This is a genomic window from Acidithiobacillus sp. AC3 (assembly GCF_050261095.1).
Classification (GTDB): domain Bacteria; phylum Pseudomonadota; class Gammaproteobacteria; order Acidithiobacillales; family Acidithiobacillaceae; genus Igneacidithiobacillus; species Igneacidithiobacillus copahuensis.
Genome location: NZ_CP189838.1, coordinates 115,178 through 131,737, shown reverse-complemented (window position 1 = coordinate 131,737; position 16,560 = coordinate 115,178). Strand labels below are relative to the sequence as shown.

Sequence of the window (16,560 nt, the reverse complement as noted above, 5' to 3'; positions counted from 1 at the left end):
CGGGTCTATACTCAGAGCGGAAACAGGAGACAGGCAATGAATGAACTGGCGGTCGCGAACAGAGATTTGGCGAGTGTAGACGGCATGGCGGCATACCTGCGCTTTGTCAATGCGCAGCCGCTGCTGAGCGCCGAGGAAGAGCACGACTACGCGCAGCGCTTACGCGATCAGGACGATATGGAGGCAGCCAAGGCCCTCGTGCTGAGCCACCTGCGTTTTGTCGTGCGCGTCGCCCGCGCCTATCGTGGCTATGGCCTGCAAGAGGCCGACCTGATCCAGGAAGGCAACATCGGCTTGATGAAAGCGGTCAAACGTTTTGATCCCGACCACGGGGTGCGCTTGGTGTCCTTCGCAGTACACTGGATCAAGGCCGAGATGCACGAATTCATCCTGCGCAACTGGCGGATCGTCAAGGTGGCCACTACCAAGGCGCAGCGCAAGCTCTTCTTCAATCTGCGTTCCAGTCGTAGCGATACCGGCTGGATGAACCTGAGTGAGAGCGAGGCCATTGCCGAGGAACTCGGGGTAAGCCAGCGCGAAGTGCTGGAGATGGAAGGTCGCATGGCGGGGTATGACTACTCCCTCGACCACAGCAGCGAGGACGAGGAAGGGCACGCTCGTACCTTCGAGTTGGCGGATCAGGGCGTGTCTTCGGTCGAGCAGATCATCGAAAGCGATTGGGACCGCGCACGCGAGCGTGGGCTGCGCAGCGCCTTGGCCGCGTTGCCGCCTCGCGATCGCTACATCATCGAGAATCGCTGGCTGAGCGAGGAACCCAAGACCCTGCAATCCTTGGGCGACGAACTTGGAGTTTCGGCGGAGCGCGTGCGGCAACTCGAAAAGAGCAGCATGAACAAGCTGCGCCAACAGCTGCTCGGGAACGCCGCGGCTTGAAACCTGCCGCTGCACTGGTCTTTCATATCGATGAGCCGGGCAAATGGCCATTGCTCCTCGGTAATCTGCGTAATGCGCTGCGCTCTGATGCCGGGGCACGATTGCGGGTCGTCGCGAATGGCCCTGCGCCCATTCCCCTGTGGGCAGAAGGGCTCTGGCGGAGGGAACTCGCTGCCTTGAGCGCCCAAGGGGTAGAATTTTTCTTTTGTCAGAATAGTCTGACGGCCTACGAGCTCGATGCCGCAGGCCGCCCAGAAGGGAGCCAAGTGGCACCTGCCGGCGTCCTCGCCCTTGGCGAGGCGCAGGTGCAGGGTTTCGCCTACATCAAGCCCTAGTTTCTGCTCCCTTCCCCATTTTCTCTACGATCTACGGGAGGGTTTCCTTGCTGATTCAGCATCTGTGGACGAGTGCCATCATTTTCGTCGCTGCGGGACTACTGTGGTGGCTACAGCGCAGCTATTTTCGCCATTATCCCCACAAGGGTTCCCTGCCTTTCTACCTGCTGCGAGTGATTGCGCAGCTCAGCATCCTCTGCGCTGGAGTCGTTGCCCTGGCCCTGAACTGGGGCATGCCCAAAGAAGGTCTGCGCTATATCGGACACTATTTTCTGGATGGTTTTACCGTCAGTGGCGTCAGAATCGTCCCCGCACATATCGTCGTTGCCATCATCATTCTGGCGCTATTACTGCGTCTGGTGGAATTCAGTACCCGACGACTCGACAGTTTTCTCGGCATGTTTTCTCTGGATAGTGGAGCGCGCTACTCCCTGGTTATCCTGAGCAAATATGTCTCCATCACCCTGAGCCTGTTAATTGGCATTGGGCTTGCCGGGGTGCCGCTGGAAAAGCTAACCCTGATTGCCAGCGCCTTATCGGTCGGTATTGGCTTTGGCCTGCAGACCATGGTCAACAATTTTGTTTCGGGCATTATTTTGATCTTCGAACGACCGATCAAGGTAGGAGACTGGATCAAGGTTGGCAGCGCCGAGGGGTATGTCCAGCGCATCAGCATCCGCTACACCCTCATCCTCACCTTTGACCGCACCGAAGTCTTTGTGCCCAATTCCGAGATCATCTCCGGGCAGGTCACCAACTGGATGCATTCCAATAGCGTGGTACGCCTGATGTTACCCTTTACGGTGGAACATAATGCCAATCTCGATCGGGTCAAAGAACTCCTGGTAGCAGTTGCGCAAAGGCACCCGGACGTCATGCAGGATGACCCGAGCATCATCCCGCCCTCGGCCCTGATTCTCGACGTGAATACGAACGGGATCGTGGTCTATCTGCGGGTGTATCTGCGCGACTGCAACCTGATGTTCAATGTGCAGACGGATCTACGCGCCGGCGTCATGGAATCCTTGCTGGCGGAAGGTATCCCGGTGGCCCGTCAGCAGCAGGACATACGGATTCTCAACAGCCAGCTCGAACCTCTACGACTGACCGACGCCGAGGCGGGGAACAAGGCCTAGAGGATGTAGCGGGACAGGTCCTCGTCGGCAGCCAGGTCATTCAGGCGGCCATCGACATAGTCGGCGTCAATGCGCAGCGGCTGGCCGTCGTGATCCGGCGCCTGAAAGGCAATCTCTTCCAGCAGGCGTTCCATTACCGTATGCAGGCGGCGGGCACCGATGTTTTCGACCCGCTCATTCACCTGCTGGGCAATCTCGGCAATGCGGCGGATGCCGGAGTCCACGAACTGCAAGGTGACGCCGTCCGCCGCCAGCAAGGCGCTATACTGGCGGATCAAGGCGTTTTCCGGCTCGCGCAGAATGCGCTCCAGATCGTCTGCCTGCAGCGCCTGCAGTTCGACACGAATGGGCAGACGCCCCTGCAGCTCCGGGATCAAGTCGGCGGGCTTGCTGAGATGAAAGGCTCCCGAGGCAATGAACAGGATATGGTCGGTCTTGACCACGCCATAACGGGTGCTGACGCTCGCTCCTTCGATCAGCGGCAGGAGATCGCGTTGCACTCCCTCGCGGGAGACCTCTGCTGCGCTTTGCCCACTGCCCCGCGAGGTGACCTTGTCGATTTCGTCGATGAAGACGATGCCATCCTCCTGTACCCGCTCCAGGGCCAGGCTGCGCACTTCGTCCTCATTGACCAGCTTGGCCGCCTCCTCCTCACAGAGCAGTTTGCGCGCCTCGGCAATGGGCATCTTGCGCTTGGCCGTCTTTTGCGGCGCCATGTTGCTGAAGAGATCGCGTAGCTGGGCACTCATTTCCTCCATGCCGGGCGGGGTCATGATCTCGACACTGGCCTTGGGCGCCGCCAGTTCGATCTCGATCTCCTGCTGGTCCAGACGTCCTTCGCGCAGCATCTTGCGGAACTTCTGCCGCGTGCCTTCGTCCTGCCGCGGGACACTACTGTCGCGCGGTCCAGGAACGAGGATATCGAGCAGGCGATCCTCCGCCAGCTCCTCGGCGCGCTGGCCATTGGCGGCCTGACGCTCGCTGCGCAGCAGGTTCACGGAAATCTCCGCCAGGTCGCGAATGATCGATTCGACATCCTTGCCCACATAGCCCACCTCGGTGAACTTGGTGGCCTCCACCTTCAGAAAAGGGGCACTCGCAAGCTGCGCCAGTCGCCGCGCGATCTCCGTCTTGCCCACCCCGGTGGGGCCAATCATGAGGATGTTCTTGGGGGTGATTTCCTTCCGCAGCGGACCATCCACCTGGGCACGACGCCAGCGATTGCGCAGGGCAACGGCAACGGCGCGCTTCGCCTCCGCCTGGCCGATGATGTATTTGTCGAGCTCCTGCACGATCTCGCGCGGGGTCATTTCACTCATTTTCATGACAATTCTTCCACGGTACGTTGTTGATTGGTGTAGATGCAGATGTCCCCGGCAATCGCCAAGGCCTGTTCGGCAACCGCGCGGGCGGGCAGATCGCTGTTTTCCAGAAGGGCGCGGGCGGCGGCGAGGGCGTAGGGCCCGCCCGAGCCAATGGCAATGATGCCATGCTCCGGTTCCAGGACGTCGCCTTGCCCGGTAATGATCAGGCTCTGACTGCGATCCGCCACCGCCAGCATCGCCTCCAAACGGCGCAATACCCGGTCAGTACGCCACTCCTTGGCAAGCTCCACCGCAGCCTTGGCGAGCTGTCCCGGATGCGCCTTGAGCTTGGCCTCGAAACGCTCCAAGAGCGTAAACGCGTCAGCGGTGGCGCCGGCAAAGCCGGTCAGTACCCCCGGCTCGATGCGTCGCACCTTGCGCGCATTGCCCTTCATGACGGTATTGCCAAAAGTGACCTGACCATCCCCGGCCATCACCACATTCTCCCCGCGGCGTACCGAGAGGATGGTGGTGCCGTGCAGGGTTGTTGCTTCACTCATGCGACTGCTCCTTGTGCTTGGCGTGCGGGTGCGCCTGATCGTAGACCTGGGCCAGATGCTGATAATCCAGATGGGTATAAATCGCGGTGGTATCAATCTGTGCATGGCCGAGAAATTCCTGGACGGCACGCAGATCGCCGGAGGACTGCAGCAGATGGCTGGCGGCACTGTGGCGCAGACTGTGGGGATGCAAACGCTGCCCTAGACGCTCTCGTCCGGCCTTGTCGACCAGGTACTGCACGCCCCGCACGCCCAGAGGACGACCAAGGCGATTGAGAAAAAGGGCTGTCTCTGTGCTTTCTGGTCGCCGCGCCAGATAGCGTTGCAGGGCCTCCCGCGCCATGCGGCCCACGGGCACGATGCGCTGCTTTTGGCCTTTGCCGAGAACGCGCAGCCGGCCCGCCTCCAGATGAAGATCGTGGCGCTGCAGCTGCACCAGCTCCGAGACCCGCAAGGCACTCGAATAGAGCAGTTCGAGGATGGCTTGATCACGCAGTTGCAGCCAGTCATCGCCGGCGTCTGGCTGGGTGTCGAGGAGCTTCTGCGCCACATCGATCCCCAGCCAGTCGGGAAAATGTTGTTCGCCCTTGGGCATAGGCAGGCCACGACTCGGGTCGGTAATTTGTGGATCCTGCTGGCGCAGCCAGCGGAACCAGGCGCGCAGGGCAGCAAAGCGGCGTCGCAGACTGCGCACCGACACTCCTCGCTGGCGTTCACGGAGCAGGAAATGACGAAGCTGGGGGGCCTGGATATCGGTGAGGGAAGAAATCTTTTCCGCCGTGAAAAACGCCTGCCACAACTGCAAATCCTCGCGGTAGGCGACAACGGAGCGGGCGGCCAGGCGCGTCGTGGCGCTCTGTAAAAACGCCTCAATCTGCAAGTCGATTTCGCTAGGCATCACGATCGCTGCCAGCGCAGCGTTGCAGGGCCGCGGAGAACAGCCGGGAGATTTGCTCGAGCAGGTCGGTTGCCATGTCGGCGCCATAGCGTTCGGGGTCTGCACTGGCCAACAAAATCAGCGCGCTACAGTCGGCGCCGCGGACGCGGATACTGGCCAGCGACGCCGGCAGGGATGCCGCTGCCGGAAAATAGCGGCGCAGTTCGCCTTCCTCCAGTTGCACGCCGGCTTGGGCTTCTCGATCATCGGCCAGGCGTTGCCAGTCACTTTCCTCCAAGGTGATGGTATCGGGCAGACAGGATTGCGGCCCCGTCAGCATCACAAAGGACTCCACGGCGAAATCTTCTTCCAGACTCCGGCGCAAGGCCGTCACGCAAGCGTCCGGACTCTGCGCCAGTAACAGCTCGACGGCGAGGCGGCCGAGATGCCGTCCCAACTCCGTTTGCCGCTGCGCCTGACGGAGCAGCGTATCGACATAGTGCTGCAACTGATCGCGTTCGTCGCGCAGGCGCTGCACCTGGCGTTCGAGCAGAGAGCTGGCAGAGCCCACGCCCAGATGGGGCAGGGTCAGTTCTTGCAGCAGATCCGGCGCCTGCAGCAAAAATTCGGGGTGCGCCTGCAGATAGGCGCGGCACTGTGCGGCAGCCTCGTCCTGCATCCCTCAGTCGTCCTCCCAATGGGTGTCGGTATACTGCTCGGACCGTGCATGGATCTCGAGCTGGGCGATGAGTTGCGCGAGCAGTTCCAGCTCGTTCTCTTCCAGCTTGTGCAGAAAGGCAATCTGCCCGGCAGGCGCCTGCAGGTTGCGGGCAATGGCATCCAGAAGCTGCTGACTCATGTCTTTTCTCCTTCGGGGATCCAGGTACCATCAAAAACCACTTCCGCGGGCCCTACCATATACAGTGGCGTACCGGGACCCGCCCAGCGAATTTCCAGTGTACCCCCGGGAAGGGTGACTTGCACCGTATCGGCTAGCCGCTCCCAGAGCTGGCCCGCCACCACCGCCGCACAGGCGTTACTGCCACAGGCGAGGGTCTCCCCCGCCCCGCGCTCCCAGGTGCGCAGACGCAGGTGTGCAGGGTCCTGAATTTCGAGAAAGCCGACATTGCAGCGCTCGGGAAAGGCGGGGTGCTGCTCCAGCTCCGCGCCCCAGTCGGCAACCGGGGCGCTGTCGCATTGCTCCACCGTCAGCAGCAGGTGCGGATTGCCCATGCTCACCGCTGCAATCGGCAACGCCTGGCCGCGGAAAGGCAACGCATACTCCCTGGCAGGAGCTTCAGCGCGAAAAGGGATGGCCGCAGGGTCGAGAATCGGCACTCCCATATTTACCTCTACCAGACCATCCGGCCGGATGTGGAGCGACATCTGCCCAGCACGGGTCTCCACGCGGAGGGGATTCTTGTCGCTCAGGCCACTGCGCCGCACGAACACGGCAAAGCAGCGCGCACCGTTACCACACTGATTCACCTCACTGCCATCAGCGTTGAAGATGCGATAGCGAAAATCGCAATCGGGGTCGGTGGCCGGTTCCACTAGCAAAATCTGATCACAACCAATGCCAAAGTGACGATCGGCAATCCGTCGGCAATCTTCCGGCCGCAAGGAAAAGGACTGCCGCACACCATCGAGCACGACAAAGTCGTTACCCAAGCCATGCATCTTGGTAAAGGTCCAGGGTTGGGAAAGGGCGGAGTGCTGTTCCATGATTTTGCTCATATAGGGAGTGTAACAGGTTGTGGCAGACTGCATAGTGTCTGCTAGGCGCAGGTGCTTGCGGGCGGCCATGGATTTCTTGACCGCAGGCTGCTCAGGGCCTAGCTTTAAACCAACTGGTATGAATGTTTAGGAGGTGGTATGAAAATCGGCTTTTTAGGACTCGGGCGGATGGGTAGCGGGATGGCGCAACGCCTTCTGGATTCGCAGACGGATCTGATCGTCTACAATCGTAACCCCGCGGCGTCGAAGCCGCTGGTGGCCAAGGGTGCCAGGGCCGTCGCTCGGCCCGGGGCAATGGCGGATCGTGAGCTGGTCTTTACCATGCTGGCGGACGATCAGGCGCTGCGTGATGTCGTGCTGGCGCCAGAGGCCCTGCTGGAAAGCCTGCCAGAAGGCGCGGTTCATGTGTCGTGCAGCACCATCAGCGTGGCTCTGGCAGGCGAACTTGCCGAGCGTCACGCGGCAGCTGGGCAGCACTTCGTTTCCCTGCCGGTGTTCGGGCGCCCGGATGCCGCTGCGGCTGGCAAACTGTTTCTGGTAGCCGGTGGCGCGGAAGAAATCGTAGAAAGATTGCGGCCAGTTTTCCTGCGGGTGGGGCAGGACCTCTGGTGGGTTTCGCCGCGGCCAGAACTCGCCAATCTGGTCAAGCTCAGTGGCAATTTCCTGATTGCTTCCACCATCGAATCCATGGGCGAAGCCATGGCCTTGGTCGAGAAAGGCGGCGTCGACCGCCATGCCTATCTCGATTTCCTCACCCGATCCCTCTTCACCGCCCCGGTACATCGCAATTACGGCAAGCTCATAGCTGATCGCGCCATACGCCCCGCCGGCTTTGCCGCGCCGCTGGGGCAAAAGGACCTTCGCCTGGTAGGCGAAGCCGCAGAGAAGCTGGCCGTGCCCATGCCTTTCTTTGGTTCCCTGCGCGAGCGCTTTCTGGCCCTTGCCGCCCGCGGCGAGAGTGATGTCGATTGGGCGGCGCTGGGCGTCGAAGCGGCGCGCAGCGCTGGTCTACAATCTACGGATAGGGATAACTGAAGGGCGGATACCCGGTGGCGGCAGAAAAATCACAGATAGCTGATGACAGTCCCGGCCTTTGGGCGAGTTGGCAGGGGCAGGGGCAAGCGCAAAGCCTGGTCGAGGAGTCCCCGGTTTCCTTCGTGCTCAACGGCGAGGTTTATGCTGTCATGCTCGCAACCCCCCACGATCTTGCGGATTTTGCGCGGGGCTTTCTCTGGACCGAGGATATCGTGCGAACGCCCGACGAGATTCTGGCACTGGAAATCGAAAGCACAGCGGGCGGCAGCGCCATCTATTTGCAGTTGCATGCGACTGCCATGGATCGCGCCGCCAGCCACCGCCGGGCACTCCCCGGCGCCAGCGCCTGCGGGCTTTGCGGTTGTCCCGACTTTCGCGGCCTGCAGCCCTTCGCGCCGTTACCCGCCGCCCGGAATTTGCCGAATCTGGAGCAAATTCATGCAACCATGGCGGAACTCGCAGCGCAGCAGTGTCTCCACCAGCAAAGTGGCAACTGCCACGCTGCCGCCCTTTGCTTTGTCGACGGGGAGATCCTGGTGCGCGAGGACATCGGTCGCCACAACGCCGTCGACAAGGTCATCGGCGCCGCTTTGGCCCGCGGAGCCGTTCCCGGCTCGGCAGATATTCTAGCGGTCTCCTCACGACTGCCCTTCGAGATCGTGCGCAAGGCGCTCGCCTGGCGAATTCCGTTGGTAGCAGCCATCTCTGGCGTCAGCAGCATGGCGGTGGACATTGCCAGGAAAAATCACGTGCAACTGGTAGGTTTTGTTCGCGACGGGCGCGCCACCCTGTATTGCGATGGCGGGGCGGCTCCGCAGTCCTAATTGCAGACCCAAATGAGAAAACACAGCAGCCCTGCCAGTGTCTCACGGACAACAAAAAGCCCCTATCAGGCTCGCTAGAGGCTTAATTTATTTGGCTGGGGGACGTGGATTCGAACCACGGTTAGCGGAGTCAGAGTCCGCTGTCCTACCGCTAGACGATCCCCCAATTGAGCGCGAGAGCATACCGGTTAGTCCGGCTTTCTGTCAAATCCAAATTCTGCGAAATTAGCCAATTTATGCTTTTGGGGACCACTACCAAGCTTGTGCCACCAAGAAGCACAGCGGAAAAGCTATCAGTTACAACGCTATATCCAGCCGACCAATCTGCATACAGCTTGGCGGCATAAAACACATGGCTACGACTGCGCAAGCTGAACATTAACCCGCCTGGCCGAATAGTTGACGGCCACCACTCCCCATATTCAGAGAGTCAGCGACATTTTCATTAACGCCCTGTCGCGCACTCCCGGCAGAAAACGACAGCGGGATCGGCGTTCAATCGTTCCGGCTCAATATCGTCGTGACAGGCGCAGCACAGCCCATAGGTGCCTGCGTCGATGCGGGCCATTGCTGCTTCGATCTTGCGCTTGCGAACACTCAGCCGCTCCAAGAATCCTTGGGCGAGGGCTTGTTGTTGGATGGCGTCGATACGCGACACCCTGCCGACACTTGATTGATCCAGCTCGACCGGTGCGGCGGACTGTTGGGCCTGCTGGATTGCCGCAACGGTTTCTCTTTGCTCGGCCAGCAGACGAGCGCGGAACTGTTCTATTTCCATTTACGCGAACCCTTCACTATCGCAGCAGAAACGTGGGGATGGCCGATGAGCGCAACAGGTCGGCGGTTTTGCTGCCGAATGGCAGTGATAGTTAAGCCTATTGGTTTTGCGGCGGTGCAGCAACAACCCCATTTCCTTTTGTAGCATCATTTTCGTCTGATGTTTGCACCCGGTGGCTGTCTATGGCGCTGCCGCATCGGTATACTTTTGATCTAGCAACGCAAAGCCCAGGGGAATTTCGATGAAGCGGGATCTCGCATGAACCGCTCGGCAATCATGCAAACCTTACAAGTCCACGTGCCCAAGCTGCTGGCGATCTACGCCTTTGGTAGCCGCATCAGCGGCACGGCAAGGCCGGACAGCGACCTGGATCTGGCCGTTTTGCGCTGTGTGGCGCAAGGCGGCTGGATCGAAGCGGCGCTGGCTGACAGCCTCAAGCGCATGGTGGGCTTTCGCCATTCCCAATGAATGTCACGGTTCAGCAGCAGGCAGATTCCCCCGCTGCAGAATCTGGCAATCTGTGTCGTTTCGACTATTTAGGCGTTCATGACATGGAAGGGGACCATGAGCGTGGCAGACATCGGAATGGCGGAGGCAGCGAGGACGTGATCGCGGGGCAAGAGCGCATGCGCGGCAGAGCCATGGGTTTCACTCTGGTGGAACTCATGATCCTCATCGCCATCATGGCCATCGTCGCCGCCGTTGCCATTCCTCAGTTCAACATCTGGATGGTGCGGGCGCGCATCCAGGGGGCCTCCGGACATCTGCAGCAGGATCTCGCCTGGGCCCAGGGCTATGCCATCCGCTCGGGCTATCCCGTGCAGGTGACCGTGGCCAGCGGGGGAGCTACTGGATGCTCCTGGACCATCACGCCAGCGGCTCCCAACGTCTCGCAGTCAGTACCTCAGATGCCGGCTAGCGCTTTTGCCAGCCGTTACCCCAATACCGTCTGCAATGTTGTGCTGACCGGCAGCACCTTCAGCATCACCCCCACCGGCATGGTATACGGCTCGGCTGGCACCGTCACCAGCGCCAATGTGACCTTTGGAACGGTGGGCAACGATGCGGCTAGCTACGGCTACTGGCTGGTGCAGCTCAGTGGCGCCGGCAACCTGCGCAACTGCGCCACCGCGTCCTCCACCAGCAGCGTGTGCACCCTCCAATGAACGCCAAGACGCCCAGCCAAGCGCAGCAGATGACCCTAGCCCAGCGTCAACAGGGCCTGACCCTGATCGAGGCAATGGTCGCCCTCGCCATCTTTGCCATCGGCTCCCTGGGAATCATTGGCCTCTTTCTGAACAGTTTCAGTATGTCGGCCCAGAACCAGAACCTCACCTCCGGCTTCGAGATCGCTCAAAGTGCTGTAGGCGTGTTACGAGCCAATGGGGCGAACGCCCTGACTCTAAATGGCGCCACCGCGAACGCCAGCTCGGCCAGTAACTCCTTGCTGGCACCGGTGTCTTCGGTAATGAGTGCCTATGGGATGCCACCGCAGGCGACAGTTTCGATCACTGCAAGCGGCATGAGTGGCGCCAGCCAGTGCCCCTGCAATTCTTCGGTGATAGTGAGCTGGGGTAATGGCGCCAGCTATCAAACCCAAACCATCGTGGGATACTGACATGAGAGCGACCAAGGAATTCCTTGCAACCACAATAGCAGATCGCCAGCTCGGTCTCTCACTGGTCGAGCTGCTGGTAGCGCTGGTGGTGGTCGGGCTACTCTCCACGGCAGTCTTCAGCTTCTTTTTGCACACCAGCCAGGGCGTCAGCCAGCAATCCGCCAATGGCGAAATGTGGCAACGGGGCCGTAATGCCATGGCCATCATGCGCCAGGCCATCGAGTCAGCGGGCTACGGGCTGCCGAGCTTCGGGCAGTGCCCCAATGGGGTGGTGGGGATCAGCAGTTTGTCCAGCAATTCCAGCCAAGCACTGACCGCCATCACCGCGTCCCCAATAACCGTGGCAGGTGTCGGTACCTGGCAAATCAATACCGTCATTGGTGGTGGCAGCTTTGGTGGAGCACCGGCTACCACAGTGCAAAGCCAACAAGGAAGTAACCTAACGGTTGCAGATACTAGCCGGCTCAACCCCGGGGACATCGCGATGATCACCTTACCCGGGCTAGGTGTCTGTGTAGTTGGACAAATGACCAATGTGGCAGGAAAGGGCACGCTGAATTCAAATTGCACGGTTACGGGAGGCGGTACGAGCAACGGCAGTGGAACGGTCGTATTCAACTCCGGAAAAGGGAATTCTACCTGCTTTCAGGCAAACCCCAATCAACTGTTCAATCTGGTCAACACTACCAGCCCCGGGGGCATCTCTAGCAGTGCATTTCAGGGCGCCAATTTGTATGACCTCGGCTCGCAGAATTTTCTTTTTGAGCAATTCCAGATCATGGAAAACCCCGCCGGCAGCACGCCAACGCTCTACATGACCCAATATACGGGATTGCAGACAGCAGCGCCGGCGCCGCAAGCTCTGGCGAGTGGTGTCGTCGATATTCAGATGCAGTATGGGCTGGGGACCAATGGCAGCGTGCAGAACTGGGTAGCACCAGAGAATTATACGCCAAGCGCTACGCAATCCATTGTCGCTGTGCAGTTGGCCATGCTGATCCGTAGTACCCAGTACCTGCCCAATAGTTTGAGCCCCGCCAGCTTCAACATCCTCGGGCAAAGCTATACCGTGCCCACCAGCGGTGGTCCCGGCTGTCTGCAGGGTAATTGCCGTCACTACGAGTATCATCTCTTTCAAAGCATCATTCCCGTGCGCAATGGGATCTGGGGGAGCGAGTGAAGCCGCAGAATAAAGCAATCAGAGAACGGCTCCCCAACGGCGACACCGCACAGCGAGAACAGGGCGCCATCCTGCTCATTGTGCTGGTACTGATCTTTGCCGTCACTCTCGCAGTCATGGCCTATCTCTACCTCAACAAAAACAATACGCTGATAGCCAGCAATCTGGCCGTGCAGAACGCCGCGCAAGAGGCAACGGATGCAGGGTTGCAGAATGCGGCCGCCTGGTTGAATGGCCTAACCACATGGCCGGAAATTCTTGCATCAGGGAGCAGTGATTCTACAAAGCCATATTTTTTCCTGACTCCTCCGTCTGGCTACTATTCCGCTTCAACCACAAGTAGTTCTTCCATACTGGCGCCAACGAATCCCTCCTTTTGGCAGCAGTGTGTAGCCAATAGCACTTGTTATTCCATTGGCACCGTGAGCTACGGGGCGTTTAGCTATCAGGTAGAGTATGTAGTTTTCCCTACTGGAGGAATTTCGACACAGTTGGAAGGCTATGAGCAATCACAGACCGGAAACTCCACAGGTGGGGCACAATCCCGCTATTATGTGGTGTTTGTGCATACAATGAGGACCAATGGTGGTGGCCTTGGTGTGACAGTGCAAGCAGTATTGCGAAAGGTGATGGCATCATGAAACAGCGCGCGATGAAAAAAGTAGCCCGCAAGGGGCTGGCGATTGCTTTATCTCTGGGTATCAATCTGTTGCCGTTGCAGGGCCTGATCCCCGTAGCACACGCCACCGGTGGATTAAACATTCCAACTGCAGACCAGCCGCAAGTACTCATTATTCTGGATAATTCGCAAGGTATGGCGGGGGTATTGCAAGCTACACAGGGATATGCAACGAGCTCTACCAGCAGCTCACCAGTGTGGTCGACAAATTTGTCTGGCGCGATTATGACCGGTTCTGGTACCGTGTCGCAAAACGTTAGCTCGAGTTCCCCAGCCTATTACACGACTAATGGTTTCACGCCACCAGCGCTCGGCTCCGCAGGTTCAGCGAATCCTTTTACGGTCTCCTGTAGCAGCAGTGGGTTGACCGCCGCTGCGGTATCAGCTTGTGCAACGATTGGCAATAACGGGTACGTCGATAATTCACCATCCATGCTCAATGGGGTAGAGGTACCACTTGCCAATATTCTAGCAACTCCTTTATATGCAAATAATATTCAGTTCGGCCTTGAAGACTATCTCGGCGCTTACACTAAATCACAGACGAAGCAAGGAACATACCTATATAATACATATGTTTACTATATGAGCAGCCAGCCAAATCCTTATAACGTAATTCAAACACGGCAGGGCACATATCAACAAAACCAGTACACAAATGACTTTTCTTTTGGAACAAATGCAACATCAATTCCAAATGATTACTCGGCCGCACTGTCAAACCCATGTTACAAATCTACAAGCAGCGCTTGCAGAAACATCAAGAATTATTTTGGTAACAAAGCAACCGCTGACCAGTATCTTTACGTTTATGACACGTCAGACAACCCGGTAATTAACGATGTGCTGTATACTCAAGGATCTAGTGGGAGCAACTTCATAAGCGGATCTTTCAATGGTTTTAGCAATAATTACAGCCAGGGATTGAGCGCTTACGAAGGTCAAATAGTAAACAACAGTCCCATCTATTCTTACTACCAAGGAATCACGCTATCCCCAACTAGTGCGGGATATATTACCTCTTCGTATGATACGTGGTTCTCTCAGCGCGGTCTGGCATTCAATAACAACCAGCTGCTCCCTGATCAAGGTAATATGGTGGTAGCGATACAACCCGGAAGTTCCGGTCAGCTTGCAGCGCTACAGTTAGCTCTATCGCCTGAAGTCTTTTCGAATTCAAGCATAGATTATGCCCCCTCAAAGTATCCGATTAGCGCGAGCGCAGGATATTCGCCCGTGGCCGGGGCCTTTCAGACGGCAATTGATTATTATAACGGGTCTTCTAAGCAGATTTCGAAAACAAGCATGCCTGCTCCGCCGCCTACTTGCGGCAAACAGTACGTAATCTTCATCACTGATGGGCAGCCAACGATGGGGAAAAATGGCAATATTTATCCCCCGCTCGGCAGCGCCTCTGCTCAGTCCTTTGGGATGACTCAAAGCCCCGCGGTCGCGGAGGCGATCAGTCACATTCAAACCCTAGCAAATAATGGTATAAAAACTTATGTTCTGGGTGTCGGATCCGCTGTAGACCCTGACGTCGCGAATACCACGTCAGCGCAGCAAGCGGTTGCGCTGCAGGGTCAGGCTGTCCTAAATGCCATGGCGCAGGCGGGGGGTACATCCAGTTATTATTCTGCCAATTCTCAGGCTGGGGTACAGGCTGCTTTGAATAGTATCGTCGCCAATATTCTCGGCAAGAGCGTCGTGTCTTCCTATGCAGCACCGCCCACCGTCGGCCCAGGTTCTCTGGAATTCCTTCTCAAGAACGTCAACCCAGTGACCGGTCAGGGAGATCTGTACGCCTATCAGGTAGCCAGCACTGGAGCCGCTAGTAGCTCAGCTAGTTGGACCGCAAATGGGAACATGACAGCGGCGACACGATCTAGCAGCCTGTTTACAACTCCGCTGGGAGTTGGAAACAACAATAGCGGTCCACCGCAAACATTCTCGTCCGTCGCATCCACCAACTCTGCGGCTTTCGCAATCACTACGACAAATCTGACGGCGTCGAACATTGCCAACTACACCACCGATCCCTCCTACTCTAACGGACAGTACTTGGCGGGTAGGCAATCGGGCTGGTACGTTGGTCTGCCTGCCAATCTCGTCCCCGCGCAGGTACTAGTGCCTCCCTATAGTGCCAGCCTGCTGAGCAACGCAGGGTATCTAGCGTTCGCAAGCAGTCATGCCAGCCGCCAAAATGCCGTGCTCTTTGCCGATAATGACGGCTTCCTGTATGCCTTGGGCTACAACAATACTGGCAGCCCAACGCTGCTTTGGGGCTGGATGCCGGGTGGGCTATTATCCTCCCTGCAGAATTATCAGACCTTCTGGCAGGGCAACAACATGGGTGCCTTTTCCACGATTGATGCCTATAGCAGTTCCGCCTGGCATACCTATGTGGTAGGCGTAGCCAATAACGGGGGAATTATCTACGATCTGCAGCTAAGCGGCACGACAAGCCCTGGCTTGAAATCAGTCGTAAGTCAGTATGTATTGTCAGGCTATTCACAGCCTCAACCAAGCGCGCCAGTGTACTATCAAGTGCAAACATCTGGAGCCAGTAATTTTGGCACCACCTGGGCCCTTTTCGCTTTGAATACAAGTTCGGCCAGTTATCTGGGTGTGCTGAATGTTGGCTCTGGGGCGTGGAGTAGTTATCAATTGCCCTTCAGCAACACGGCAACTCCATACATTGACGCTAATGGAAATCTCTTCTTAGGAGACGCGAGCGGAAACGTATATGAAATGTCAAATAGTAATTTATTGAGCATTCTTGCACCAAGTAATAGCTCGGGTAATAGTGCCAGCAAAATATCCAATGATTTTACTGCAGTTGGCAACTTCGCCAGTGAGTTTGCCGGGTTGCAAACCAACGTCCAGTTCATTGGCGGCACCTATTATCAGGGCGCAAACTACCTACGTGTGCAGGGTCCAAGCGGAATCACTCTTTTCAAACAGATGAACAGCGTCTGGTCGCCGGTGTGGACTGCCTACGCTGGAGGTGCTGGAAGCTGGAGTGGAGGAGCGTACACTGCGCAAAGCGGTTCGGTAACGAGCAATTCTATCTCTCCTTTGCCCCCAGGTTCGACCATCAGCGATCAGGCGTTGATCAGTGGGGGTAACGTCATCGTGCCCGTTACCATTCCTGCGCCGGCAAAGTCTTGCGGTTACAGTACTGCAGCCTATTACATCTATGGCTTGAGTAATGGCGTTTTCCCATCCGGCGCGTTCATCAGTTCTTCCGGGACGGCGATCACTCAGGGATTCATAATTGGTCGAGGTACTGCTTTCACTCCTTCAGTGAGTACATTCAATGGACGCACCCTACTGCAGGGAGCTGCCAATCAGAATACCACGGGAGGCACCGCGGGCTTTGTATCGGCCTTGGGTGCTGGGCTGCCCCTTGGCGGCCCAGTCGCTTGGCGCCTGGTGCTGACGCAATGATGGGTATCCTGCTAGCGGAAGCGCCAGAGGACACCTCGCCCGAGAACTGCCGGAAGCGGTTAGCTCGCGCGGCGTGCCCCTGAGATTTATGCTCGCGATGCAGTCGCTTTGTGCCGGGAAGAACGCCGCTCGGCGAGCGGTTATGCTTAGACC

General features: G+C 58.0%; 18 protein-coding genes and 1 tRNA gene. 11 read left to right on the top strand and 8 right to left on the bottom strand.

The genetic code is table 11. The features are described from left to right. Positions 1-36: 36 nt before the first annotated feature. From rpoH to ACQAYK_RS00605, 3 genes are read left to right on the top strand one after another with little or no spacing between them, the layout of a single operon-like run. On the top strand, positions 37-894 hold the full coding sequence (gene rpoH, locus ACQAYK_RS00615) for an RNA polymerase sigma factor RpoH (RefSeq protein WP_215871361.1): 858 nt from the start codon (positions 37-39) through the stop codon (positions 892-894). Further along, positions 891-1,229 (top strand): DsrE family protein, encoded by a 339-nt coding sequence (locus ACQAYK_RS00610; RefSeq protein WP_215871362.1) that lies wholly within the window; start codon positions 891-893, stop codon positions 1,227-1,229. Before rpoH ends, ACQAYK_RS00610 begins: the two co-directional genes overlap by 4 nt. 47 nt (positions 1,230-1,276) lie before the next feature. Beyond that, positions 1,277-2,365 carry a mechanosensitive ion channel family protein gene (locus ACQAYK_RS00605; RefSeq protein WP_226826832.1) on the top strand — a complete coding sequence of 363 codons (1,089 nt, stop codon included), beginning with the start codon at positions 1,277-1,279 and terminating at the stop codon, positions 2,363-2,365. Here the strand turns inward: ACQAYK_RS00605 and hslU are convergent. The 6 genes from hslU to dapF are packed head-to-tail and all read right to left on the bottom strand — an operon-like array spanning position 2,362 to position 6,831. Continuing rightward, positions 2,362-3,690, bottom strand: coding sequence for an ATP-dependent protease ATPase subunit HslU (hslU, locus tag ACQAYK_RS00600; protein WP_303652386.1), 1,329 nt, complete (start codon positions 3,688-3,690; stop codon positions 2,362-2,364). The two genes, ACQAYK_RS00605 and hslU, sit on opposite strands and share 4 nt — an antisense overlap. After that, positions 3,687-4,229: an ATP-dependent protease subunit HslV gene (gene hslV, locus ACQAYK_RS00595; protein ID WP_215871363.1), complete on the bottom strand. Its 543-nt coding sequence runs from the start codon at positions 4,227-4,229 to the stop codon at positions 3,687-3,689. The genes hslU and hslV overlap by 4 nt, the downstream gene beginning before the upstream one ends. Then, positions 4,222-5,127, bottom strand: a complete 906-nt coding sequence (locus ACQAYK_RS00590; protein WP_215871364.1) for a tyrosine recombinase XerC — start codon at positions 5,125-5,127, stop codon at positions 4,222-4,224. The genes hslV and ACQAYK_RS00590 overlap by 8 nt, the downstream gene beginning before the upstream one ends. Continuing rightward, positions 5,120-5,785 carry a DUF484 family protein gene (locus ACQAYK_RS00585; protein ID WP_215871365.1) on the bottom strand — a complete coding sequence of 222 codons (666 nt, stop codon included), beginning with the start codon at positions 5,783-5,785 and terminating at the stop codon, positions 5,120-5,122. Before ACQAYK_RS00585 ends, ACQAYK_RS00590 begins: the two co-directional genes overlap by 8 nt. A 3-nt stretch (positions 5,786-5,788) precedes the next feature. Beyond that, on the bottom strand, positions 5,789-5,965 hold the full coding sequence (locus tag ACQAYK_RS00580; RefSeq protein ID WP_215871366.1) for a hypothetical protein: 177 nt from the start codon (positions 5,963-5,965) through the stop codon (positions 5,789-5,791). After that, the gene (gene dapF, locus ACQAYK_RS00575; protein WP_215871405.1) at positions 5,962-6,831 is read right to left on the bottom strand and encodes a diaminopimelate epimerase; all 870 of its coding nucleotides are present in this window, start codon (positions 6,829-6,831) and stop codon (positions 5,962-5,964) included. The genes ACQAYK_RS00580 and dapF overlap by 4 nt, the downstream gene beginning before the upstream one ends. A 150-nt stretch (positions 6,832-6,981) precedes the next feature. Here dapF and ACQAYK_RS00570 point away from each other — a divergent pair, with 150 nt between their 5' ends. Both ACQAYK_RS00570 and fdhD read left to right on the top strand, forming a co-directional pair. After that, positions 6,982-7,878 carry an NAD(P)-dependent oxidoreductase gene (locus ACQAYK_RS00570; protein ID WP_215871367.1) on the top strand — a complete coding sequence of 299 codons (897 nt, stop codon included), beginning with the start codon at positions 6,982-6,984 and terminating at the stop codon, positions 7,876-7,878. Between the two features lie 14 nt (positions 7,879-7,892). Beyond that, the gene (fdhD, locus tag ACQAYK_RS00565; RefSeq protein WP_215871368.1) at positions 7,893-8,702 is read left to right on the top strand and encodes a formate dehydrogenase accessory sulfurtransferase FdhD; all 810 of its coding nucleotides are present in this window, start codon (positions 7,893-7,895) and stop codon (positions 8,700-8,702) included. Positions 8,703-8,794: 92 nt separating this feature from the next. Here the strand turns inward: fdhD and ACQAYK_RS00560 are convergent. After that, positions 8,795-8,868, bottom strand: a tRNA-Gln gene (locus ACQAYK_RS00560). A gap of 279 nt (positions 8,869-9,147) precedes the next feature. Beyond that, complete coding sequence (locus ACQAYK_RS00555) at positions 9,148-9,480, bottom strand: TraR/DksA family transcriptional regulator (RefSeq protein WP_483167723.1); 333 nt, start codon at positions 9,478-9,480, stop codon at positions 9,148-9,150. Positions 9,481-9,738: 258 nt separating this feature from the next. Between ACQAYK_RS00555 and ACQAYK_RS00550 the strand changes: the two genes are divergently transcribed. From ACQAYK_RS00550 to ACQAYK_RS00525, 6 genes are all read left to right on the top strand, one after another. Then, the gene (locus ACQAYK_RS00550) at positions 9,739-9,948 is read left to right on the top strand and encodes a nucleotidyltransferase family protein (protein ID WP_483167722.1); all 210 of its coding nucleotides are present in this window, start codon (positions 9,739-9,741) and stop codon (positions 9,946-9,948) included. A gap of 83 nt (positions 9,949-10,031) precedes the next feature. Next, the gene (locus tag ACQAYK_RS00545) at positions 10,032-10,646 is read left to right on the top strand and encodes a pilus assembly FimT family protein (RefSeq protein WP_483167721.1); all 615 of its coding nucleotides are present in this window, start codon (positions 10,032-10,034) and stop codon (positions 10,644-10,646) included. Continuing rightward, positions 10,643-11,098 carry a type IV pilus modification PilV family protein gene (locus tag ACQAYK_RS00540; protein ID WP_483167720.1) on the top strand — a complete coding sequence of 152 codons (456 nt, stop codon included), beginning with the start codon at positions 10,643-10,645 and terminating at the stop codon, positions 11,096-11,098. The genes ACQAYK_RS00545 and ACQAYK_RS00540 overlap by 4 nt, the downstream gene beginning before the upstream one ends. A gap of 1 nt (position 11,099) precedes the next feature. Next, positions 11,100-12,278 carry a PilW family protein gene (locus tag ACQAYK_RS00535; RefSeq protein WP_483167719.1) on the top strand — a complete coding sequence of 393 codons (1,179 nt, stop codon included), beginning with the start codon at positions 11,100-11,102 and terminating at the stop codon, positions 12,276-12,278. Continuing rightward, a complete protein-coding gene (locus ACQAYK_RS00530; protein ID WP_483167718.1) occupies positions 12,275-12,919 on the top strand; it encodes a pilus assembly PilX family protein in 645 nt (214 codons plus the stop codon). The genes ACQAYK_RS00535 and ACQAYK_RS00530 overlap by 4 nt, the downstream gene beginning before the upstream one ends. Further along, positions 12,916-16,407 carry a pilus assembly protein gene (locus ACQAYK_RS00525; RefSeq protein ID WP_483167717.1) on the top strand — a complete coding sequence of 1,164 codons (3,492 nt, stop codon included), beginning with the start codon at positions 12,916-12,918 and terminating at the stop codon, positions 16,405-16,407. The genes ACQAYK_RS00530 and ACQAYK_RS00525 overlap by 4 nt, the downstream gene beginning before the upstream one ends. Positions 16,408-16,560: the final 153 nt, after the last annotated feature.